The sequence below is a fragment of the Pseudomonas sp. MONT-RG-20F-20-E-7-02 genome (genome assembly GCF_022662395.1).
Taxonomy (GTDB): Bacteria; Pseudomonadota; Gammaproteobacteria; order Pseudomonadales; family Pseudomonadaceae; genus Aquipseudomonas.
Genome location: NZ_JAKNQN010000005.1, coordinates 216,838 through 238,849 on the forward strand (window position 1 = coordinate 216,838; position 22,012 = coordinate 238,849).

19 protein-coding genes are annotated in these 22,012 nt (G+C 59.8%); 8 read left to right on the forward strand and 11 right to left on the reverse strand.

Features of this window, described 5'->3' with window-relative positions; translation table 11 throughout:
* The first annotated feature begins 66 nt into the window (after positions 1-66).
* Positions 67-822 carry an ABC transporter substrate-binding protein gene (locus L8I05_RS16710; RefSeq protein WP_242170331.1) on the forward strand — a complete coding sequence of 252 codons (756 nt, stop codon included), beginning with the start codon at positions 67-69 and terminating at the stop codon, positions 820-822.
* Between the two features lie 123 nt (positions 823-945).
* Here L8I05_RS16710 and L8I05_RS16715 read toward each other — a convergent pair whose 3' ends face one another.
* The 4 genes from L8I05_RS16715 to gpmI all read right to left on the reverse strand — a co-directional run bounded on the left by L8I05_RS16715 (position 946) and on the right by gpmI (position 6,149).
* The gene (locus tag L8I05_RS16715; protein ID WP_197625931.1) at positions 946-1,719 is read right to left on the reverse strand and encodes a divergent polysaccharide deacetylase family protein; all 774 of its coding nucleotides are present in this window, start codon (positions 1,717-1,719) and stop codon (positions 946-948) included.
* 1 nt (position 1,720) lies between these two features.
* On the reverse strand, positions 1,721-3,037 hold the full coding sequence (locus tag L8I05_RS16720; protein WP_242170333.1) for a S41 family peptidase: 1,317 nt from the start codon (positions 3,035-3,037) through the stop codon (positions 1,721-1,723).
* A 30-nt stretch (positions 3,038-3,067) separates the two neighbouring features.
* Entirely contained in the window at positions 3,068-4,363 is a 1,296-nt protein-coding gene (locus L8I05_RS16725) for a murein hydrolase activator EnvC (RefSeq protein WP_242170335.1), read from the reverse strand.
* A gap of 259 nt (positions 4,364-4,622) precedes the next feature.
* Entirely contained in the window at positions 4,623-6,149 is a 1,527-nt protein-coding gene (gene gpmI / locus L8I05_RS16730) for a 2,3-bisphosphoglycerate-independent phosphoglycerate mutase (RefSeq protein WP_242170338.1), read from the reverse strand.
* A gap of 151 nt (positions 6,150-6,300) precedes the next feature.
* Here gpmI and L8I05_RS16735 point away from each other — a divergent pair, with 151 nt between their 5' ends.
* From L8I05_RS16735 to secB, 3 genes are read left to right on the forward strand one after another with little or no spacing between them, the layout of a single operon-like run.
* Positions 6,301-6,714 carry a rhodanese-like domain-containing protein gene (locus L8I05_RS16735; protein WP_053253892.1) on the forward strand — a complete coding sequence of 138 codons (414 nt, stop codon included), beginning with the start codon at positions 6,301-6,303 and terminating at the stop codon, positions 6,712-6,714.
* A gap of 1 nt (position 6,715) precedes the next feature.
* The gene (gene grxC / locus L8I05_RS16740) at positions 6,716-6,970 is read left to right on the forward strand and encodes a glutaredoxin 3 (RefSeq protein WP_053253893.1); all 255 of its coding nucleotides are present in this window, start codon (positions 6,716-6,718) and stop codon (positions 6,968-6,970) included.
* A 42-nt stretch (positions 6,971-7,012) separates the two neighbouring features.
* Entirely contained in the window at positions 7,013-7,492 is a 480-nt protein-coding gene (gene secB / locus L8I05_RS16745; RefSeq protein WP_106577478.1) for a protein-export chaperone SecB, read from the forward strand.
* A 151-nt stretch (positions 7,493-7,643) separates the two neighbouring features.
* On the opposite strand, the gene L8I05_RS16750 is transcribed toward secB, so the two are convergent.
* A complete protein-coding gene (locus L8I05_RS16750) occupies positions 7,644-8,099 on the reverse strand; it encodes a tRNA (cytidine(34)-2'-O)-methyltransferase (protein ID WP_003171120.1) in 456 nt (151 codons plus the stop codon).
* On the opposite strand from L8I05_RS16750, the gene L8I05_RS16755 reads away from it, so the two are divergent.
* The gene (locus L8I05_RS16755; RefSeq protein WP_242170340.1) at positions 8,098-8,538 is read left to right on the forward strand and encodes a hypothetical protein; all 441 of its coding nucleotides are present in this window, start codon (positions 8,098-8,100) and stop codon (positions 8,536-8,538) included. The genes L8I05_RS16750 and L8I05_RS16755 overlap by 2 nt on opposite strands.
* Before the next feature lie 715 nt (positions 8,539-9,253).
* On the opposite strand, the gene ntrC is transcribed toward L8I05_RS16755, so the two are convergent.
* The 5 genes from ntrC to glnA all read right to left on the reverse strand — a co-directional run bounded on the left by ntrC (position 9,254) and on the right by glnA (position 14,916).
* Positions 9,254-10,690 carry a nitrogen regulation protein NR(I) gene (ntrC, locus tag L8I05_RS16760; protein WP_003218003.1) on the reverse strand — a complete coding sequence of 479 codons (1,437 nt, stop codon included), beginning with the start codon at positions 10,688-10,690 and terminating at the stop codon, positions 9,254-9,256.
* A complete protein-coding gene (gene glnL / locus L8I05_RS16765) occupies positions 10,687-11,772 on the reverse strand; it encodes a nitrogen regulation protein NR(II) (protein WP_016979130.1) in 1,086 nt (361 codons plus the stop codon). The genes ntrC and glnL overlap by 4 nt, the downstream gene beginning before the upstream one ends.
* A gap of 232 nt (positions 11,773-12,004) precedes the next feature.
* Complete coding sequence (locus L8I05_RS16770) at positions 12,005-12,628, reverse strand: hypothetical protein (RefSeq protein WP_242170342.1); 624 nt, start codon at positions 12,626-12,628, stop codon at positions 12,005-12,007.
* Positions 12,629-12,759: 131 nt separating this feature from the next.
* On the reverse strand, positions 12,760-13,296 hold the full coding sequence (locus L8I05_RS16775) for a chorismate mutase (RefSeq protein WP_242170343.1): 537 nt from the start codon (positions 13,294-13,296) through the stop codon (positions 12,760-12,762).
* Between the two features lie 213 nt (positions 13,297-13,509).
* A complete protein-coding gene (gene glnA, locus L8I05_RS16780; protein ID WP_034117297.1) occupies positions 13,510-14,916 on the reverse strand; it encodes a glutamate--ammonia ligase in 1,407 nt (468 codons plus the stop codon).
* 334 nt (positions 14,917-15,250) lie between these two features.
* On the opposite strand from glnA, the gene thiI reads away from it, so the two are divergent.
* Both thiI and typA read left to right on the forward strand, forming a co-directional pair.
* Complete coding sequence (gene thiI / locus L8I05_RS16785) at positions 15,251-16,705, forward strand: tRNA uracil 4-sulfurtransferase ThiI (RefSeq protein WP_159953736.1); 1,455 nt, start codon at positions 15,251-15,253, stop codon at positions 16,703-16,705.
* A gap of 139 nt (positions 16,706-16,844) precedes the next feature.
* Complete coding sequence (gene typA / locus L8I05_RS16790; RefSeq protein ID WP_003217997.1) at positions 16,845-18,665, forward strand: translational GTPase TypA; 1,821 nt, start codon at positions 16,845-16,847, stop codon at positions 18,663-18,665.
* A gap of 176 nt (positions 18,666-18,841) precedes the next feature.
* Here typA and L8I05_RS16795 read toward each other — a convergent pair whose 3' ends face one another.
* Positions 18,842-19,276, reverse strand: coding sequence for a YkgJ family cysteine cluster protein (locus L8I05_RS16795; RefSeq protein ID WP_017529542.1), 435 nt, complete (start codon positions 19,274-19,276; stop codon positions 18,842-18,844).
* Positions 19,277-19,512: 236 nt separating this feature from the next.
* Here L8I05_RS16795 and L8I05_RS16800 point away from each other — a divergent pair, with 236 nt between their 5' ends.
* Entirely contained in the window at positions 19,513-21,963 is a 2,451-nt protein-coding gene (locus L8I05_RS16800) for a glycogen/starch/alpha-glucan phosphorylase (protein WP_106577485.1), read from the forward strand.
* Positions 21,964-22,012: the final 49 nt, after the last annotated feature.

Here is a 22,012-nt window from a genome sequence, read left to right on the forward strand (position 1 = left end):
ACGCTGCTGGACACCATGGCAGGCGCGCGGCACTCTCTGCGCTTGCCATGGATTCCGGTAACCTTCATGTTCAAACACCTGCTGCTCGCCCTCGCCAGTACTTCCATGCTTTTGGCAGGCTCGGCCCGTGCCGAAGAGCCGTCCGACGCCTCTCTGGTGTTGCTGACGGAAAACTTCCCGCCCTACAACATGGCGAAAAACGGCAAGAACTTCGCCAAGGACGAGAACATCGAAGGCATCGCCGTCGACATCGTGCGCGAGACGTTCAAGCGTGCCGGCATTTCCTACAACCTGACCCTGCGTTTTCCTTGGGAGCGAATCTACAAACTCGCCCTGGAAAAACCCGGTTACGGCGTATTCGTGATGGCGCGCCTGTCGGATCGTGAAGCCTTGTTCAAATGGGTGGGTCCCATCGGCCCCGACGATTGGGTGATGTTGGCCAAGGCTGACAGCAAGATAGAGCTGGCGGACCTTGAACACGCCCGGCGCTACAAGATTGGCGCCTACAAGGGCGACGCCATTGCCGAAACCCTGGAGAAGCAGGGCCTCAATCCGCTGGTGGTGTTACGCGACCAGGACAACGCGCAAAAGCTCATGGATGGCCAGATCGACCTATGGGCGACGGGTGATCCCGCCGGGCGTTACCTGGCGCGTCAGGTGGGCGTGACGGGGCTCAAGACCGTGCTGCGCTTCAACAGCGCCCAGCTCTATCTTGCGTTGAACAAAGATGTGCCGGATGAGCTGGTGGCCAAGCTTCAGGCCGCGCTGGACCAGCTGCGCAAAGACGGCGTAGTCGACGAGATCATGGCCAAGTATCTGTAACTGGCAGAAGTCACTGTGGGAGCTGGCTTGCCTGCGATAGCGGTGGTTCAGTTGACCTATTTGTCACTGAAAGATCGCTATCGCAGGCAAGCCAGCTCCCACACTGGAATGTCGCCATCTTATTTAACGGTACTGACCGTTCTTGCCGTGTCCGGCCATGGCCTGATTACCGCGCACGCTGATCATCAACTTGATATCAATCCAGTCAATGCCCTGCGCCTTGAGCTTGGGCAGCTCGCGCTCCAGAACCGCCAGGGTTTGCGGATAAGGATGGCCGATCATCACCACCGAGCCTTGCTTGTGGGCCAGCTTGATCGCGGTTTGCAGTTGCGTGGAAATGGCCGCTTCGGTGCGCTCGTCATCGAGGAATACGTCCCGCGACACATGCGCCAGGCCGATCTTCTGCGCTTCGGCGGCGGCCACTGTCTGCGCGCTGGTGCGGCTGTCGACGAAGAACTTGTTGCGCCGTTGCAGCTCGCCCATCAACCAGGCCATGGCGTCCCGTTGGGCGGTCATGCGACTGCCCATGTGGTTGTTGATGCCGGCGGTGTAGGGCACGGCCTTGAAGGCAGCATCCAGGCGCTTGCCGAGTTCTTCGATCGGCAGGTCCGGGTGCCAGGCGAACGGCCCGGTAGCCGGGTCCATGGGCATGTGCAGGATCACGATCTTGCCGGCCTTGTGCGCTTCGCGGGCGAATTCGGCGGCGTGGGGCGTGTCCGGCATGATCGCGGTGGTTACTGGCCCAGGCAGGGCCAGTACGCGGCGATCCCGGGGCAGGTTTTGCCCCAGGTCGTCGATGATGAGGGTCAGGTAGGCTTTATGCGGTTCGCTGGCCGGGGTCGCGTGGGCGACCCCGGCCAGGCTGCACAGCACAGCAATGATCAGGGCAAAACGCATATCAACGGCTGCGCGTGATGCTCAGGCCTTTAAGCAGGCTCAACGCCTGGGCCAGTTGGTAATCATCGTCCTGCGGCATCGGCTTGGCTTTGGCGCCGCTGCCGGTTGGCTGGTCGGCTCCGCCGTTGCCATTGCCCAGGTGACCTTGCAGGTCGGCCTCTTTGTAGTACTCGCTGTCGATCTCGTTGGTGATCTTGGCCTTGCGTACTTCGATGTCCGGCACGATGCCCTGGGCCTGGATCGAACGACCGTTCGGCGTGTAGTACAGCGCCGTGGTGATCTTCAGTGCGCGGTCGTTGTTCAGCGGCAACACGGTTTGTACCGAGCCTTTGCCGAAGCTGGTGGTGCCCATCAGTACGCCGCGTTTCTGGTCTTGCAGGGCACCGGCGACGATTTCCGACGCCGAGGCGCTGCCGCCGTTGATCAGCACTGCCAGTGGCACGCCTTCGCTCAAGTCATTGCCGGTGGCCGAGAAGCGCAACTCTGAGTTGGCGATACGGCCCTTGGTGTAGACGATCAGGCCTTTGGTGATGAAGTGGTCGACCACTTCCACCGCCGCCTGCAGCACACCGCCTGGGTTGTTACGCAGGTCGAGCACGATGCCGTTGAGTTTCTTGCCGTTGTCTTTGCGCAGCTTGGCCAGGGCCTTGGCCACTTCGTCGCCGGTCTTGACCTGGAACTGGGTGATACGGATGTAACCGTAGCCCGACTCCAGCAGCTGGCTCTTCACGCTCTTGACCGTGATGGTCGCGCGGGCCAGGGTCACGTCAAACGGGTTGCCGCCGTCGCGCACCAGGGTCAGGGTGATTTTCTGGCCGAGCTTGCCGCGCATCTTGTCGACGGCTTCGGTCATGGTCTGGCCACGGGTCGGCTGGCCGTTGATCTTCACGATCAAGTCGCCGGCCTGGATACCGGCCTTGGAAGCAGGCGTGTCGTCGATAGGCGAGACCACTTTGATCTGGCCGTCTTCAGAGCCGACTTCGATGCCCAGGCCACCGAACTCACCGCTGGTGCTTTCCTGCAGCTCGGCGAAATCTTCCGGGCCGAGGTAGGCGGAGTGCGGGTCGAGGTTGCTGAGCATGCCCTTGATGGCATTTTCCAGCAGGGTCTTGTCATCTACGGGTTCGACATACGCGGCTTTGATCCGGTCCATGACCTCGGCAAAGGTACGCAGCTCGTCCAGCGGCAGCGGCGCCTTGGTGGTCGCTGCCGTGGCGGCGGGCGCAGCTGGAGCAGCCTGGTCGGCAAAAGCCAGAGGCGCGCCGATCACCAGGGCGATCGTCAGGGCCAGCGAAGTGAGGCGGGACAAATGCAGCATGTCGAACGAACTCCTAATGTAGATGCGGCCCTATCCTTGGGAACGGCACCATTGTGCAGGGTCGCTCGGGCGGCCCTGCTGACGAATAGCGAAGTACAGCGCCGGAGTGTCCTGGCCACCACTGTTACCGACAGTGGAGATGGATTCACCGGCTTTTACAACATCACCTGCCGACTTGAGTAAAGTCTGATTGTGGCCGTAAAGACTCAAATAGCCATTACCGTGGTCAAGAATCACCAACAAACCGGCACCGCGCAGCCAATCGGCAAACACTACGCGCCCACCGTGGACGGCGTGGACCTGGCTGCCGGCGGCGGCGCTGATCATCACCCCGTCCCACTTGGCGCGGGTGTCATCGCCACGGGTTTCACCGAAGCGTGCCAGTAATCGACCATCAACAGGCCATGGAAGTTTGCCGCGAGCTGAAGCAAAAGGGCCGCCGAAGTTCTCGCCGGCGCTGGAAACCAGCGGGCCAGGGGCTGCATGCGCCGGTTTACGCGGTGCCGGTGCGTCCGTCGTAGCGGCCAGTTCGGCTTCACGCTGGCGCTTTTTTTCCGCTTCCTGCTGGGCGATCAGCGCTTTTTGCCGCGCTTCTTCGGCCTCACGTGCCTGACGGGCCAGGGTTTCTTCGATGGTTTTAAGGACTTTGGCCAAGTCGGCCTGGTCCTGCTCACGCGCTTGCAGCTTGGCGTCGCGGGCTTTTACATCATCATTGAGCTTGGCCAGGGCTTGCTGGCGCTCCTTGCGGACCTTGTCGAGCTGGTCGCGCTGGGTGTCGAGGGCGGTTTTCTGGTCGAGCAACTGCGACTGTTGGTCGGCAATTTCCTGTTCGACATTGGCCAGTTGGCGCAGGGTTTCGTTAAACCCCTTCAATTGCGCCAGGCGTGCCTTACTCAGGTAGTCGTAATAGGTGAGGGTGCGCGCGAATTTTTCCGGGTTCTGCTGGTTGAGCAGCAGTTTGAGGTATTCCTGGCGGCCGCTCTGGTACGCGGCGCGGGCCTGGATGGCGATCAGGCGTTGTTGTTCAACGCGGGCGCTCTGGAGTTTTTTTTTCTCAGCGTCGAGTCGCTCCAGTTCCGACTCGCTCTTCTTTAATTCTTTTTGTAGCTCCTGGACCTGCTTCTCGAGCTTGCCCATCTCGGTTTCCGTGCCGCGCAGGTCTTTCTGCACCCCGGATTTCTCTTCCTGGAGCTTGCCGAGCAGTTTTTTCAGCTCGGTAATGTCCTGACGCGTAGCGTCCAACTGTTGTTGGGTTTGTGCGCGCTCATCGGCAAACGCCGGTTGGAGCAAGCAGACTAGAGCGAGGGTAATCAAGGCGCGAAGCATAGAGGCGGGCGACACCAGGGAAAGGGACAGCCTAGTATGCCCGCCAAGCGCGGCAAAAAAAACGCCCAATTCAGGCTGGGAGGCAAGATAGGTGCCGAGTGGCGGTGGTATGGCAAAAAGATATCTTCCAAATGGTGCAAAACCAATGTGGGAGCGGGCTTGCTCGCGAATACGGTGTGTCAGTCGCTGAATATATCGACTGAACTACCGCATTCGCGAGCAAGCCCGCTCCCACACTGGTTTTGTGGTGATGCCGGGGTCAGACCAGAATCGAGGTGCCGGTCATCTCTTTCGGCTTCTCCAGCCCCATCAGCTTCAGCATGGTCGGCGCCACATCCGCCAACACGCCGCCTTCACGCACTTTCAGGTCGCGCTTGCCGACGTAGATGAACGGCACTGGTTCAGTGGTGTGGGCAGTGTGGGCCTGTCCGGTGGATTCATCCGACATCTGCTCGCAGTTGCCGTGGTCGGCAGTGATCAGCGCTTCGCCGCCGACCTTTTCCAGGGCGTCGACGATGCGCCCGACGCACAGGTCCAGGCATTCCACGGCTTTGACGGCCGCTTCCAGGTTGCCGCTGTGGCCGACCATGTCGCCGTTGGCGTAGTTGACCACGATCACGTCATAACGCTGGTTGTCGATGGCGTCGACGATTTTGTCGGTGACTTCCGGCGCGCTCATTTCCGGCTGCAGGTCGTAGGTGGCGACTTTGGGCGACGGAATCAGGATGCGTTCTTCACCCGGGAACGGCTCTTCGCGGCCACCGGAGAAGAAGAAGGTCACGTGGGCGTATTTCTCGGTTTCGGCGATGCGCAGCTGGGTCTTGCCGTTTTTCGCCAGGTAATCGCCCAGCACGTTTTCCAGGCTGCCCGGCGCGAACGCCGACGGGGCCGGGATGTTGGCGGCGTATTGGGTGAGCATCACGAACTCGACTTTCGGCTGACGCGCGCGCTCGAAGTCCTTGAAGCCGGCGTCGACAAACACATGGCTCAGCTCGCGGGCACGGTCGGCGCGGAAGTTCATGAACACCACGGCGTCGCCGTCTTCGACTTTCACCGGCTCGCCGATGGTGGTGGCCTTGACGAATTCATCGCTCTCGCCACGGGCGTAGGCGGCAGCCAGGCCTTCCTGGGCGGTGGCGGCGTTGAATTCGGCCTGGCCGTCGACGATCAGGTTGTAGGCCTGGGCGACGCGGTCCCAACGGTTGTCACGGTCCATGGCGAAGTAGCGGCCAACCAGGCTGGCGATGCGGCCTTTGCCCAGCGCTGCAAAGGTGGCGTCGAGCAGTTCGATGGACGATTGCGCGCTTTTCGGCGGCGTGTCGCGACCGTCGAGGAAGGCGTGCAGGTAGATCTTGTCGGCGCCGCGCTTGAACGCCAGTTCGGCCATCGCGACCAGGTGATCCTGGTGGCTGTGTACGCCGCCATCAGACAACAGGCCCATGAAGTGCACGGCCTTGCCGGCTGCCACTGCTTTATCTACCGCTGCGCAGATCGTCGGGTTCTCGAAGAACTCGCCGTCGCGGATCGATTTGGTCACGCGTGTGAAGTCTTGGTATACCACTCGTCCGGCGCCGAGGTTCATGTGGCCGACTTCCGAGTTGCCCATTTGGCCATCCGGCAAGCCTACATCCATGCCGGAACCCGAGATCAATCCGTTGGGTAAGGTGGCGGTGAGGCGGTCGAGTACCGGCTTCTTGGCGGAGTAAACGGCGTTGTCGTGGTGGCTTTCACTGTGTCCGAAGCCATCGAGAATTATCAGGACCAAAGGTTTAGGCGTAGTAGTCATAGATCCTCTCGCGGCGGTAATAAAGGAAGGCAATCTAAAAGGGAGTAGCAGTTTAAAGCGAAGTTCCGACCACGTCACCGCTTTACGGGGGTTGGCCCCCCCTGACGGCTGTGTATACTTACCGCCATTTTAACGCCCTGGAACCTCCTTGATGGTTGATCACCTGATTGCATTTGCCACTGCCCACTACCTGCTCGCGGGTGCCTTCGTCATCCTGCTGGCGCTGCTGATCGCTCATGAAATGAGCCGCGGTGGCCGCAGCCTGAGCACGTCGGAGCTGACCGCACTGGTCAACAAGGATGAGGCCGTTGTCGTGGATATTCGCCCGGCCAAGGATTTTGCCGCAGGCCATATCGTCGGCGCCCTGAACATTCCGCAGGACAAGCTGATCGCACGCCTGGCCGAGCTGGAAAAATACAAGGCCAAGACCATCATTCTGGTCGACGCCCAAGGCCAGCACGCCGGCACCCACGCCCGCGAGATGCTCAAGACCGGTTTCACCGCCGCCAAACTGTCCGGCGGTATCGGCAGCTGGAAGGCCGATAACCTGCCGCTGGTGAAGTGATATGAGCCAGGTTGTCGTTTATTCCAGCGATTATTGCCCTTACTGCATGCGAGCCAAGGCTCTGCTTGAGAAAAAGGGCGTTGCCTTCGAAGAGATCAAGGTCGACGGCAAACCCCAAGTGCGCGCCGAGATGACCAAAAAAGCGGGACGCACCTCCGTGCCGCAGATCTGGATCGGCGACAAGCATGTCGGTGGATGCGATGACCTGTTCGCCCTGGAGCGCGCCGGTAAACTCGATGCGCTGCTGCTCGTCTGACTCCTAAACCCTAAAAGACCCCAAGATCAAGAAGGATCTGCGATGACTGACCAACAGAACACTGAAGCAGCGCAAGACCAAGGCCCACAGTTTTCGCTGCAGCGGATCTACGTGCGTGACCTGTCGTTCGAAGCGCCGAAAAGCCCGGCCATCTTCCGCCAGGAATGGACCCCAAGCGTTGCGCTGGACCTGAACACCCGTCAAAAGGCACTGGAAGGCGACTTCCACGAAGTCGTGCTGACCCTGTCGGTCACCGTCAAGAACGGCGAAGAAGTGGCGTTCATCGCTGAAGTGCAACAGGCCGGTATCTTCCTGATCCAGGGCCTGGACGAAGCCTCCATGAGCCACACCCTGGGCGCGTTCTGCCCGAACATCCTGTTCCCGTATGCCCGTGAGACCCTGGACAGCCTGGTCACCCGCGGCTCGTTCCCTGCGCTGATGCTGGCTCCGGTGAACTTCGATGCGCTGTACGCGCAAGAACTGCAGCGTATGCAAACAGAAGGTTCATCGACCGTTCAGTAAGTCGACGCGGTAAAAAATGTGGGAGCTGGCTTATGTGGTAGCTGGCTTGCCTGCGATAGCTTCACCGCGGTGTGCCTGACACACCGAGGTGCTTGCATCGCGGGCAAGCCCGGCTCCCACACAAGCCAGCTCCCACATTTTGTTTTGTGTGTTACTTGAAGCCCAGCTGGCGCCAGCCTTCGTAGACGGCAACGGCTACGGTGTTGGACAAGTTCAAGCTGCGGCAACCCTCGCGCATCGGCAAGCGCAGGCGATGGCCGTCGGGCAGGGCGTCAAGCACCTCGGCCGGCAGGCCACGGCTCTCAGGGCCGAACAGGAAGGCGTCGCCTTCGGCAAAGCTGGCATCATGAAACGGCCGCGAGCCCTTGGTGGTGAACGCGAACAGCCGTGGGTGGCCCAGGCTTTCCAGGCAGCTTGCGAGGTCGGCGTGACGCTTGAGCGTGGCGTACTCGTGGTAGTCCAGCCCGGCGCGGCGCAGGCGTTTGTCGTCCATGTCGAAGCCCAGCGGCTCGATCAAATGCAGGTGGCAGCCACTGTTGGCGCACAGCCTGATAACGTTGCCGGTATTCGGCGGAATTTCTGGTTGAAAAAGGATGACGTGAAACATGCACGGCTCCGAAGGCAAAGATGCGCTGCATTCTACCCCTGAAGACGACCCAAGACCGAAGCTTATGCCTCGGGTCATGGGCTCATTGGCGATTGTCGGCTTGATGATCGGCTTGATGATCGGTCGCCTGACCACGCCGGACCCGGTCGCGCTGCAACAGGTGGAGACGGCGGCCGACGGCTTGGTGGTGTGGTTCAACAGCGAACCCAAGCTGCACGGCGAGCATATCGACGGCACCGTGGCGCTGTTATTCGACGCGCAGGGCGTGGCCGCCAGTGGGCAACTCAAGGTCAACGACAAGGATGTGAATTGGCGCACCCGCAAGACCGATGCGGGCTTGCTGCTGAACCTGGTGGCGGCTCGGCCGTTGCGCGGGGAGTGGAAGGGGGAGAAGGCCGATGGCCGCTGGCGGCTGCAGATCCATCTGCGCGAGGAATAAAAGAGGGAATCCCCGGCCTGCCTGTACCAAGGTTCCCAAAACGGGCTGGGGCTATGGGCGCTGTGCCGCATAAGCCCCGGGTGTAAAGAAGGGAGTTCCCGGCCTGCCTGTACCAGGGCTCCCAAAACGGGGTGAAGCCAAAGGCTTCGGTGTTAAAGAGGGAATCCCCGGCCTGCCTGTACCGAGGTTCCCGAAACGGGTGTGGGGCACGACGCTGTTCGCATCAAGCACCCCGGGTGTAAAGAGGGGATTCTCGGCCTGCCTGTACCAAGGTCCCCGAAACTGAGTAGTGCAGGGGTTATTGCAGGGCGCGTGCCAGAGTTTGCAATTCTCACCAAAAAAATTTGCCAGAAAGCGCAAAGCCCCGGAATACGGGGCTTTGGTGTTTTTACGGTTGAATATTTTTTCAATCAGGCAGGTTTTTCAGGCGTTGGATCCGTGCGCGATGCTAGTTCATGGTGCATTGAAGCGGTGCATGGTCTTGGGCTTGGCGTAAAACAAATGTGGGAGCTGGCTTGCCTGCGATAACGGTAGGTCAGCCAGACATCGGTAGACTGACACACCGCCATCGCGGGCAAGCCCGCTCCCACATTAGATGATGATCGTTCCTACGCTTCGCGTGGGAATGCCTCCAGTGACGCTCCGCGTCACGACTTTGAAGTGAGACGCGGAGTGTCCAGAGCTGCGTTCCCACGCAGAGCGTGGGAACGATCAATCAGCCCTCATCACCCTCATCATCATCCCCACCATCCACCTTCATGCCCAACTCCTTGATCTTGCGCGTCAAGGTATTGCGGCCCCAACCCAGCAGCACGGCGGCGTCGCGGCGGCGGCCGGCGGTGTGCTTCAGGGCGGTTTCGATCATGATCCGCTCGAAAGCCGGCACGGCGCTGTCCAGCAGGTTCGACTGGCCGCGTGCCAGGGCCTGGTCGGCCCATTGGCGCAGTGCCTGCTCCCAGTTGGTCACCGGTGCCGAATCCTGCGGCAGGCTCAACAGCTCTGGCGGCAAGTCGCTGATATGCACTTCGCGCCCAGACGCCATCACCGTGATCCAGCGACAGGTGTTCTCCAGCTGGCGCACGTTGCCCGGCCACGGCAGGTTCTTCAGGTATTCCTCGGTCTCGCTTTTCAGCAGCTTCGGCTCGACGGCCAGCTCCTGGGCGGCGCGGCTGAGGAAGTGCCGCGCGAGCGTCGGGATATCTTCGCGACGGTCCGACATGCGTGGGATGTGGATGCGGATCACGTTCAGACGGTGGAACAAGTCTTCACGGAATTTGCCCGCATGCACCAGGGTTTCCAGGTTCTGGTGGGTCGCCGCAATGATGCGCACATCGACCTTGACCGGCGTGTGCCCACCCACACGGTAGAACTCGCCGTCGGCAAGTACGCGCAGCAAGCGGGTTTGCGTATCGGCCGGCATATCGCCGATTTCATCGAGGAACAGCGTGCCGCCATCCGCCTGTTCAAAGCGGCCGCGACGCAGGTTGGCTGCGCCGGTGAACGCGCCTTTCTCGTGGCCGAACAGCTCTGACTCCATCAAGTCCTTGGGAATCGCCGCCATATTTAGCGCAATGAACGGCGAGGCCGCCCGTGGGCTGTGACGGTGCAATGCATGCGCCACCAGTTCTTTACCGGTGCCCGATTCGCCGTTGATCAGCACGGTGATGTTGGAATGGCTCAAGCGGCCAATGGCGCGAAACACTTCCTGCATCGCCGGCGCTTCGCCGATGATTTCCGGGGTGCGCGTCAGGGCCGGCGGGGCTTCCTGGTTCTGCTGTTCCTGGGCGTGCTGGTTGGCGCGCTTGACCAGCGCCACCGCCTCGTCCACGTCGAAGGGCTTGGGCAGGTATTCAAAGGCGCCGCCCTGGTAGGACGCGACAGCGCTGTCCAGGTCCGAGTGCGCAGTCATGATGATCACCGGCAGGCGCGGGTGCTGTTCGCGGATGCGCGCCAGCAAGTCCAGGCCACTGGCGCCGGGCATGCGGATGTCGGAGATGATCACGTCCGGCTGCTGGCGTGCCAGGCGGCTCATCACCCCGTCGGCGCTGTCGAAGCTCTGGGTGGTCATGCCTTCCTGTTGCAAGGCTTTCTCGAGGACCCAGCGGATAGAACGGTCGTCATCGACGATCCAGACGGTTTCACTACGGCTCATGTCGATGGGGCTCCTTGTTCCAGAGGCAGAAAGATCGAGAACGTGGTGTGGCCGGGATGGCTTTCACATTCGATCAGACCCTGGTGCTGGCTGATGATGTTCTGGGTAATGGCCAGGCCCAGCCCGGTACCGTCCGGACGGCCGCTGACCATGGGAAAAAAGATGGTTTCCTGCAGCTCTGCAGGAATGCCCGGGCCGTTGTCGATGATCTCGACCTTGGTCACCAGGCGATGGCGCACGTGGCCGATGGTGAACTGGCGCAGGGCGCGGGTGCGCAGGCTGATGCGGCCCAGGCGCAACTCGTTCTGGCTGCTGATGGCCTGCATGGCGTTGCGCACGATATTGAGCACCGCCTGGATCATCTGCTCGCGGTCGATCAGCACGTCGGGAATGCTCGGGTCGTAATCGCGCACCAGGGTGATGCAGCCTTGGCTTTCGGCTTCCACCAACTGGCAAACGCGCTCCAGCACCTCGTGCACGTTGGTCATCGCCAGCGACGGCAACTTGTTGGAGCCAAGCATGCGGTCCACCAAGTTACGCAGGCGGTCGGCTTCCTCAATGATGACGTTGGTGTAGTCCTTGAGGTTCTCGTCCGGCAGCTCGCGGGCCAGCAGTTGCGCCGCGCCGCGAATCCCGCCCAAGGGGTTCTTGATCTCATGGGCCAGGCCGCGCACCAGCATCTTGCTGGTTTCCTGCTTGGACAGCTGCGCCTCTTCTTTGGTGATGCGCAGCAGGCGGTCGCGCGGGTGTACTTCGAGCAGCAGCAAGGTCGCGCCGTTGCTCAGGATCGGGGTTACGGCGTAGTCGACGGTCAGCGTCTGGCCGGTGAGGGCAGTGAGCATCGCTTCGCGCTTGGTGAACGGGTGAGCCTGCTCCACCGCCTGACGCAACGAGCTCAAGGCTTCGGCCGACTCGGTGAACAATTCGCTGATGAACTGCCCATGGCTGCGCTGGCCGCTGATAGCCAGGAGCATCTCCGCCGCCGGGTTCATGTACTCAAGACGCAGGTCGTCGTTGAGCAATATGGTCGCGGTGGTCAGGTTGTCGAGTAACAATCGGTGCAGTGCATCGCTGATGGTCATCAGGACCTCTTTTGGAGCAAGGCGCGGGCTTGAGGCACACGCTGATACAAGGAAAATGCAAAAACCAAACCAAAGCTCCGAAAAGAAGCGTTAAAGCCCTGAAACAGGGGTTTAAGGCTCGAAACTGTGGCGTTCTGCCAGCGTGCTCGGGAAGATTCGAACCAAAATGGGCTGTTTGGTTGGGAAGGGTGCGGCCTAATGCACCAATATAGTGCAGTTTTGCGCGCTTTGTTCAGGAAGGTTTTTTAGGCGTGTTTTTGCGGTTGTTCAGGCAGGATTTGACGATCTCGTGCAGGCCAGTGCTGTTTTGGGGGAGGACGAACTCTGCGGTCAGCGGCGAGTCGCCGGGGATTGCTGAAGGCAACGTCATCTTGATCAGTTGGCCGTGCGTGTTGTTGGCGATCCACTCGCGAAGTTCTTGGCGATTGGCGGGCATGGTGAATTTAAACAGTACGCCATGCTGCTGGGTGGGTTCTGCGCTGTAGTAGCCGTTTACACGGTAAGTTCGTGCAGGGAGGGTGCCGGTGGTAAGGCTGAGTGGTCCTGAGGATCGAGCGTCCGGGCCTTCGTAAATATTGGGGTTGAAGCGCAATTTATCGGTGTGGGTCAGCAGCGAAATCATCGGGCGAGAGGGGGAGCTGTAGCAGGCGACTTGCAGGATTGCGATGCTGGTTTTTTGTGCGTGAGTGGCTGTGCCAGTGATTCTGGCGTTGATTATCGTACTGTCCGGATAGGGTGTCTCCACCGTCCAGGCGTGGGGCTCGGCGTCGGAGGCGGAGTCGAGTGCAGGTTGTACTTCGGTCAGCTGGCTGATTGCGAGCGTCAGTGAACACAGGAGCTGGCAGTTGAGAGTCATCGCGAAGTACGTCGGCGGCTGGCGGCTGGACGCTGCATCGTAGAAGCTCGACTCCCTGGGAAGTATCAGACATTTCTGCGGTTTAACACGAATACTGGGAATGGGCCTTCAATGAAGCAGGCCCAGGTCGGTCAAGGCGTATAGATGCACAGCTCGGCTGTGGCACGGGCCATGGCGATTTGGGCCAGCGGGTCGCGAAGCGGTTCGTGTACGGCCTGCGCCAACCATTGAGGGCACTGCGGGTTGCTGCGTTCGGGGCTGAAGTCCGCCAGTTGCTGTAGCAGGCGCTTTTGCAGTTGGTCCAATTGGGGGCGAATCTTGCCGACCAGATCCGGGCGCGGGGTGTCGGGTGCCTTGCCGGTGAAGTGCCAGTCCGACAGCCGGGTGTATTGCACCAATTTGTTCGCTTCAATCTGCGCACTGAAGAACTGCTCCGCCGCGTCAGGCGCCACTTTGTAGCTCGGTGCCTGGGCTCTCACGCTGGCGATCACAGCCTGTTCACGAGGGCGATCTTCCACGGCCTTGTGGCTGTCCCATTTGCTCAATGCGACCTCGTCGGCGATGGCCAGGCGCTCGGCGATGCTGTCGAGCAACGGCGCGAGGGTGGGCGGTGCGGCGCTGGCACTGGCGCTGACGAACAGCAGGGCGAATACAAATCCAAACTTCAAGGGTGATCTCCTGTGGGAGCGGGCTTGCCCGCGATGACGGTGTGTCAGCAATACACCGGGCGGCTGTTACTGTGCTATCGCGGGCAAGCCCGCTCCCACATTTTAAATAGGATTTGCACGCCCGATGCAGTGAGTTTGCACAAACCCCAGGCAAAAAAAAGACCTCCCGAAGGAGGTCTTTTTCGTTACGCCGCGATAAGCAGCGCTACCGGATCAGCAGCTGTAGTACAGCTCGTATTCCAGTGGGTGTACGAAGGTGCGTACTTTGATTTCTTCTTCGCTTTTCAGCTCGATGTAGGCATCGATGAAGTCGTCGCTGAATACGCCGCCTTTGGTCAGGAACGCACGGCCCTTGTCCAGCTCTTCCAGGGCTTCTTTCAGGCTGCCGCACACTTGTGGGATCTCTTTGGCCTCTTCAGGCGGCAGGTCGTACAAGTTTTTGTCGGCGGCGTCGCCAGGGTGGATCTTGTTCTGGATACCGTCCAGGCCGGCCATTACCAGGGCAGCGAAGGCCAGGTATGGGTTGGCTGCTGGATCCGGGAAGCGCGCTTCGATACGGCGAGCACGAGGGCTGGACACGTAAGGAATACGGATCGAGGCGGAACGGTTGCGAGCCGAGTAGGCCAGCATTACCGGAGCTTCGAAGCCTGGGACCAGACGCTTGTAGGAGTTGGTCGACGGGTTGGTGAAGCCGTTCAGGGCCTTACCGTGCTTGATGATACCGCCGATGAAGTACAGGGCGGTGTCGGACAGGCCGGCATAACCTTCGCCAGCGAAGGTGTTCTTGCCTTCTTTGGCGATGGACAGGTGAACGTGCATACCCGAACCGTTATCGCCGTACAGTGGCTTAGGCATGAAGGTAGCGGTACGGCCGTAGGCATCAGCCACGTTGTGTACGCAGTACTTCAGGGTCTGAACTTCGTCAGCCTTGGCAACCAAGGTGTTGAACTTCACACCGATTTCGTTCTGGCCGGCAGTCGCCACTTCGTGGTGGTGAACTTCGATGACCAGGCCCATTTCTTCCATGGCGTTGCACATGGAGGTACGGATTTCGTGGTCGTGGTCGAACGGAGGAACCGGGAAGTAGCCGCCTTTGATACCTGGACGGTGGCCTTTGTTGCCGCCTTCGATGTCCTGGTCGGACATCCACGAACCTTGTTCGGAGAAGATTTTGAACATGGAGCCGGAGATGTCGGACTTGAACTTGACCGAATCAAAGATGAAGAATTCTGGCTCCGGGCCTACGAATACGGTGTCGCCGATGCCGGTCGACTTCAGGTATTCCTCGGCACGCTTGGCGATCGCACGTGGGTCGCGATCGTAGCCTTGCATGGTTGAAGGCTCGATCACGTCGCAGACGATGATCAGGGTTGGGTCTTCGGTGAACGGGTCGAGAACGGCAGTGCTGTCGTCCGGCATCAGGATCATGTCGGAGGCTTCGATGCCTTTCCAGCCAGCAATGGAGGAACCGTCGAACATTTTGCCTTCTTCGAAGAAAGCATCATCCAGCGCGTCGCGAGCCGGCATGGTCACGTGGTGCTGAGTACCTTTAGTGTCCGTGAAGCGCAGATCAATCCATTTAACGTCATGATCTTTGATGAGTTGAACCGACTTCGACATGGTGTCCTCCGGGTGGCTTCGGGCTGGGGTAGTGGAGTTAGCCCTTAGAATGTGGGTGATGCCGGCGCGAATACTCGACCAAGGCAACCTGCCTCACAAGAGAGCAAATTGCATGCCAGTGCGCCAACATGGCCTTTTTGCTTCAAAATGGCCCCTATAACGGTGCAATCCGCTGAAGCGGAATAAATAACGCACTGCAATGTAGCGTTAATTTAAGTGAATGACCCGTTTTGGTGCGTGCAGAGCGCAATGCATATTAACTGGTTAAACCTTGAGCGATTTCCGCTATAATCCGCGCCCCCCTTTTTCAGCAGGCCCGGCGCGCGCTGTTTCCATGAAATTAATCGTTAAAGTCTTCCCCGAGATCACCATCAAAAGCCGACCGGTACGGACGCGTTTCATCCGTCAGTTGGCCAAGAACATCCGTGCCGTGCTCCGAGACCTGGACCCGGCTGTGGTGGTGAACGGCGTGTGGGACAATCTCGAGCTGGAAACCCGTATTACCGACGCCAAAGCCTTGAAGGACATGACCGAGCGCCTGAGCTGCATGCCGGGCATCGCGCATTTCCTGCAGGTGGATGAGTACCCGCTGGGCGACTTCGACGACATCACCGAAAAGTGCAAACTGCACTACGGCAGCGAGCTTGAAGGCAAGATTTTTTCGGTGCGCTGCAAGCGCGCCGGCAAGCACACCTTCAGCTCCATGGACGTCGAGAAATACGTCGGCAGCAAGCTGCGTCGCGAGTGCGGCGCCGCCGGAATTTCCCTGAAAGCGCCGCAAATTGAAGTGCGCATGGAAATTCGCGACCAACGGTTGTTTGTGATCCACAGCCAGCACAACAGCATCGGCGGCTACCCGCTGGGCGCGCTGGAACAGACCCTGGTTCTCATGTCCGGCGGTTTCGATTCCACCGTGGCGGCCTACCAGATCATGCGCCGCGGCCTGATGAGCCACTTCTGCTTCTTTAACCTGGGCGGGCGTGCACACGAATTGGGCGTGATGGAAGTCGCGCACTTTATCTGGAAGAAGTACGGCAGCTCCCAACGCGTGCTATTCGTAAGCGTGCCGTTCGAGGAAGTGCTCGGCGAAATTCTCGGTAAAGTCGATAACAGTCATATGGGCGTGGTATTGAAGCGTATGATGTTGCGCGCTGCGTCCCGAATCGCCGATCAGTTGCAGATTGACGCACTGGTGACCGGTGAAGCGATCTCCCAGGTGTCCAGCCAGACGCTGCCGAACCTGTCGCTGATCGACTGCGTGACCGAAAAGCTGGTGCTGCGCCCGCTGATCGCCAGTCACAAGCAGGACATCATCGACCTGGCCGAAGAAATCGGCACGGCGGATTTCGCCAAGCACATGCCTGAATATTGCGGGGTCATTTCGGTGAACCCCAAGACCCACGCCAAGCGCAACCGCGTGGAGTACGAAGAACAACAGTTCGACATGGCGATTCTGGAGCGTGCGCTCGAGAACGCCAAAATGGTGCCGATCGATCGCGTAATCGACGAATTGGGCCAAGACGTGCAAATCGAAGAAGTCAGCGAAGCCCTGGCCGGCCAGATCGTCGTCGACATCCGTCACCCGGATGCCGCTGAAGATGAGCCACTGGAAATCGCTGGCATCGACGTGCAAACGCTGCCGTTCTATGCATTGAACGCGCGTTTCAAGGAACTGGATAACAGCCGTCAGTACCTGCTGTATTGCGACAAAGGCGTGATGAGTCGCCTGCATGCCCACCATTTGCTCAGTGAGGGGCATGCCAATGTGCGCGTTTATCGACCGAGCTAAGAGCCCGGGGCTGTTTGCCTGTGGCCTGCGTCACCGGCCCCCCGACTCTGCCGTCAAGCTGTAACGGCAAGGCCTGACTCTACTGTTAATCGCTGCCACGACCTGTCAGCACACCGAATCCTCTGATCGAGATACACAAGTGATCGAAAATCTACGTAACATCGCCATCATTGCTCACGTTGACCATGGTAAAACCACCCTGGTAGACAAACTCTTGCGTCAATCCGGCACCCTGGAGCGCAACGAGCTCAACGACGAGCGCGTGATGGACTCCAACGACCAGGAAAAAGAGCGCGGTATTACCATCCTGGCTAAAAACACCGCCATCAACTGGAACGGCTACCACATCAACATCGTGGATACCCCGGGCCACGCCGACTTCGGCGGCGAAGTTGAACGCGTAATGTCGATGGTTGACTCCGTTCTGCTGCTGGTTGATGCCCAAGACGGCCCTATGCCGCAAACCCGTTTCGTGACCAAGAAGGCTTTCGAAGCCGGCCTGCGTCCGATCGTGTGCATCAACAAGGTTGACCGTCCAGGCGCACGTCCGGACTGGGTTCTGGACCAGATCTTCGACCTGTTCGACAACCTGGGTGCTACCGAAGAACAGCTGGATTTCAAAGTCGTCTACGCCTCGGCCCTGAACGGCATTGCCGGTCTGGAACACACCGACATGGCTGAAGACATGACCCCGCTGTACCAGTCGATCGTCGACAACGTACCAGCGCCAAAAGTTGACCGTGAAGGCCCGTTCCAGATGCAAATCTCGGCACTGGACTACAACAGCTTCCTGGGTGTTATCGGTGTTGGCCGTATCGCTCGTGGTAGCGTCAAGCCGAACACCCCGGTTGTCGCCATCGGCGCCGACGGCAAGAAACGCAACGGCCGTATCCTGAAGCTGATGGGTCACCACGGTCTGCACCGCATCGACGTTGAAGAAGCGTTTGCCGGTGACATCGTTTGCGTAAGCGGTATGGACTCGCTGTTCATCTCCGACACCCTGTGCCAGCCGGACAACGTCGAGGCGATGAAGCCTCTGACCGTTGACGAGCCAACCGTTTCCATGACCTTCCAGGTAAACGACTCGCCTTTCTGCGGTAAAGAAGGCAAGTTCGTGACGTCCCGTAACATCAAGGAACGTCTGGACAAAGAGCTGCTGTACAACGTTGCTCTGCGCGTTGAAGAAGGCGACTCGGCTGACAAGTTCAAGGTTTCCGGCCGTGGTGAGCTGCACCTCTCGGTACTGATCGAAACCATGCGTCGCGAAGGCTTCGAAATGGGCGTTGGTCGTCCTGAAGTGATCATCCGTCAGGTTGACGGCGTGAAGCAGGAACCGTTCGAAAACGTCACCATCGACACCCCTGAAGAATCCCAGGGCAAGGTCATGGAAGAGATGGGCCTGCGTAAGGGCGACCTGACCAACATGGTGCCGGATGGCAAAGGCCGTGTACGTCTGGAATACAACATCCCTGCTCGTGGTCTGATCGGTTTCCGTAACCAGTTCCTGACCCTGACCAACGGTGCTGGCATCCTGACCTCGATCTTCGATCGCTACGACACCATGAAGTCCGGCGACATGTCCGGCCGTCAGAACGGTGTTCTGGTATCGGTAGAAACCGGCAAGGCGCTGACCTACTCCCTGGAAACTCTGCAGGCGCGTGGCAAGCTGTTCGTTGAACACGGTCAAGAGATCTACAACGGTCAGATCGTTGGTCTGAACAGCCGTGACAACGACATGGGCGTCAACCCAACCAAAGGCAAGAAGCTCGACAACATGCGTGCTTCGGGTAAAGACGAAACCATCGCTCTGGTTCCACCTGTTCGCTTCACCCTGGAACAGGCTCTGGAATTCATCCAGGACGACGAGTTGTGCGAAGTTACGCCTAAGTCGATCCGCCTGCGTAAGAAGATCCTGGACGAAGGCGAGCGTACCCGCGCTGCCAAGAAAGCCAAGAACTGAGTTAACTCAGGCTGAATGAAAAACGCCCCCGGTCGAAAGGCCGGGGGCGTTTTTTTATGCCTGATCGTTCCCGCGCTCTGCGTGGGAATCCAGCCCCGGACGCCCCGCGTCCGCACTAAGAGGCGGGACGCGGAGCGTCACAAGAGGCGTTCCCACGCAGAGCGTGGGAACGATCATCAGAACTTGTCGAGGGTCTTGAACTTGGTCTCGCGCACCACTTCCTTCGGCTTATACGCGCAATACCCCGGGCGCGGCCCGATTTTTGGGTGGTTGCGGCACGTATCCGGGCGCTTGTCATAAATAGTGCAGAAGCGCGTCTTACGATCCAGGTACAGGCAATCGTTGTTGCTCATGCGCTGCAGGGTAAAAATCTCGGATTTGGAATTGAAGCGCTCGACGATGCCTTCCTTCTGCAAACGCTTGGCGATGTTCTTCGGCGGGTCGCCGCGTTCGAATTCATCGACGATGCCAATGCGGATCAGGTCCTTGATCTTCACCTCAACCGGCAGCGTGCAGCAGCTGGACACGCAGCCACCGCACATGTGGGCGGAATATTTCTGCCAGGTCTCGAGACGGTCGAGTTCCGCAGCGGCGATCAGTTGAGGCTTCATCAGGGTTCCAAGGTGGGGCTATATCCGGGCGCGCGATAATACCGGGATTGATGATTTTTTGAACAATATTTTGCGGCTTTCAGCCCGAAGGCTACGCAAAGGCCAATTGGGCACGACCCCTGCATTAAATTCCGGCAAAGGTGAATGAGTTAAAAAACTGCCGAACCAGACCGTCTACCGTCTGTCAGACCGACTAGGCTCTAGCAACTCCTTCAATCTCGCCCGAGGTCGCACCGATGTCTCAGGAACCGCTTGCACGAGAAGCAGAGGTAGCCGCATTCCGCGATGCTGTCTTGACCAAACTTACCTACGCGGTGGGCAAAGACCCCGACCACGCCTTCGACCATGACTGGTTCGAAGCCATTGCCCTGGCCGCGCGCGACCAGATGGTCGATCACTGGATGGACCACACGCGGCGTATCTACCGCAAAGGCCAGAAGCGGGTTTATTACCTCTCCCTCGAATTCCTGATCGGTCGCTTGCTCTACGACAGCCTGAGCAACCTGGGCGTGCTGGAGATTGCGCGCGAAGCGTTGTCCGAGCTGGGCGTCGACCTGGAACGCATCCGCCTGCTGGAGCCCGACGCGGCGCTCGGCAACGGTGGCCTGGGCCGCCTGGCCGCGTGCTTTATGGAAAGCATGTCGACCTTGGGCATTGCCGGCCACGGTTATGGCATTCGTTACGAGCACGGCTTGTTCCGCCAGGCGATTGTCGATGGCTGGCAGCAGGAACAGACCGAACGCTGGCTGGACTTTGGCAACCCGTGGGAATTCGAGCGCGCCGAAGTGATTTACCCGATCGGCTTTGGCGGCAGCGTCGAAACCCTGGCGGACGCCTCCGGCAAAATGATCCAAGTGTGGTCGCCGAATGAAACCGTGCGCGCAGTCGCCTACGACACCCCAGTCGTCGGCTGGCGCGGCGCCAGCGTCAACACCCTGCGCCTGTGGCGTGCACGCGCCGTCGAAGACCTGCATCTGGAACGCTTCAACGCTGGTGACCACTTGGGCGCCGTGGCCGAAGTGGCCCGCGCCGAAAGCATCTCCCGCGTGCTTTACCCGGCCGATAGCACCGAAGCAGGGCAGGAACTGCGCCTGCGTCAGGAATACTTCTTCGTCTCCGCCTCGCTGCAGGACTTGCTGCGCCGCCACAAAAACATGCACGGCTCGGTATTGAGCCTGGGCGAACACGCCGCCATCCAGCTCAACGACACTCACCCGTCGATTGCCGTGGCCGAACTGATGCGTCAACTTGTCGACCTGCATGACATTCCGTGGGAAGCCGCGTGGGACGTGACGGTTGAAACCCTTTCCTACACCAACCACACCTTGTTGCCCGAGGCGTTGGAAACCTGGCCTGTAGGCCTGATGGAACGCATGCTGCCGCGGCACATGCAGATCATCTACCTGATCAATGCCCAGCACATCGACTCGCTGCGCGCCAAGGGCATTCACGACTTCGACGTGCTGCGCGCCGTGTCGCTGATCGAAGAAGACAACGGCCGCCGCGTGCGCATGGGCAACCTGGCGTTCCTTGGTTCCCATAGCGTCAACGGCGTGTCCGGTTTGCACACTCAGTTGATGCGCAGCACGGTGTTCTCCGAACTGCACAAGCTCTACCCGGAGCGCATCAACAACAAAACCAACGGCATCACCTTCCGCCGCTGGCTGTACCAGGCCAACCCCAAGCTCACCGAGATGCTCGTGGAAGCGCTGGGCCCGGACATTCTCGACACCATGGAAACCCGCCTCACGGAGCTCGAAACCTTCGCCGAGAAGCAGTCTTTCCGCAAAGCCTTCGCCGATCAGCGCCTGCACAGTAAACGTGCACTGGCCGAGATCATCCACGAGCGCCTGGGCATTTCGGTCAACCCGGCGGCGATGTTCGATGTGCAGGTCAAGCGCATCCACGAATACAAACGCCAGTTGCTCAACCTGCTGCACACCGTGGCGCTTTACCAGGCGATCCGCGCCGAGCCGGGGACCGACTGGGTGCCACGGGTGAAGATCTTCGCGGGCAAGGCGGCCGCGAGTTATCACCAGGCCAAGTTGATCATCAAGTTAACCAACGACATTGCCCGCACCGTCAACAACGACCCGACTGTGCGCGGTTTGCTCAAGGTGGTGTTCCTGCCCAACTACAACGTCAGCCTGGCGGAAAGTATCATTCCGGCGGCAGACTTGTCGGAGCAGATCTCCACGGCCGGCTTTGAGGCCTCGGGCACCAGTAACATGAAGTTCGGCCTCAACGGCGCGCTGACCATCGGCACCATGGACGGCGCCAACGTGGAAATGCACGAGCGCGTGGGCGCCGATCACATGTTCATCTTTGGTCTGAGCGCGCAGCAGGTGGAAGCGCGCAAGCACGCCGGTGAGTTTAACGCCGGGCCGGAAATTGCCGCCTCCCATCGCCTCAACGATGTACTGCAAGCGATTCGCGGCGGGGTGTTCTCGCCGGATGATCCGGGCCGTTATGTGGGCTTGATTGACGGGCTGATCGACTACGACCGTTTCCTGGTGTGTGCCGACTTCGACTCCTACTGGGACGCCCAGGCGCGGGTCGAGGCGCATTGGCATGATTCCAAGGCCTGGTGGCGTTCAGCGGTGCTGAACACGGCGCGGATGGGCTGGTTCAGCTCGGACCGCACGATCCGCGAATACGCCACCGAGATCTGGAAAGCCCTCGACTAACCACTGCTGATCCAAATGTGGGAGCGGGCTTGCCCGCGATAGCGCAGTG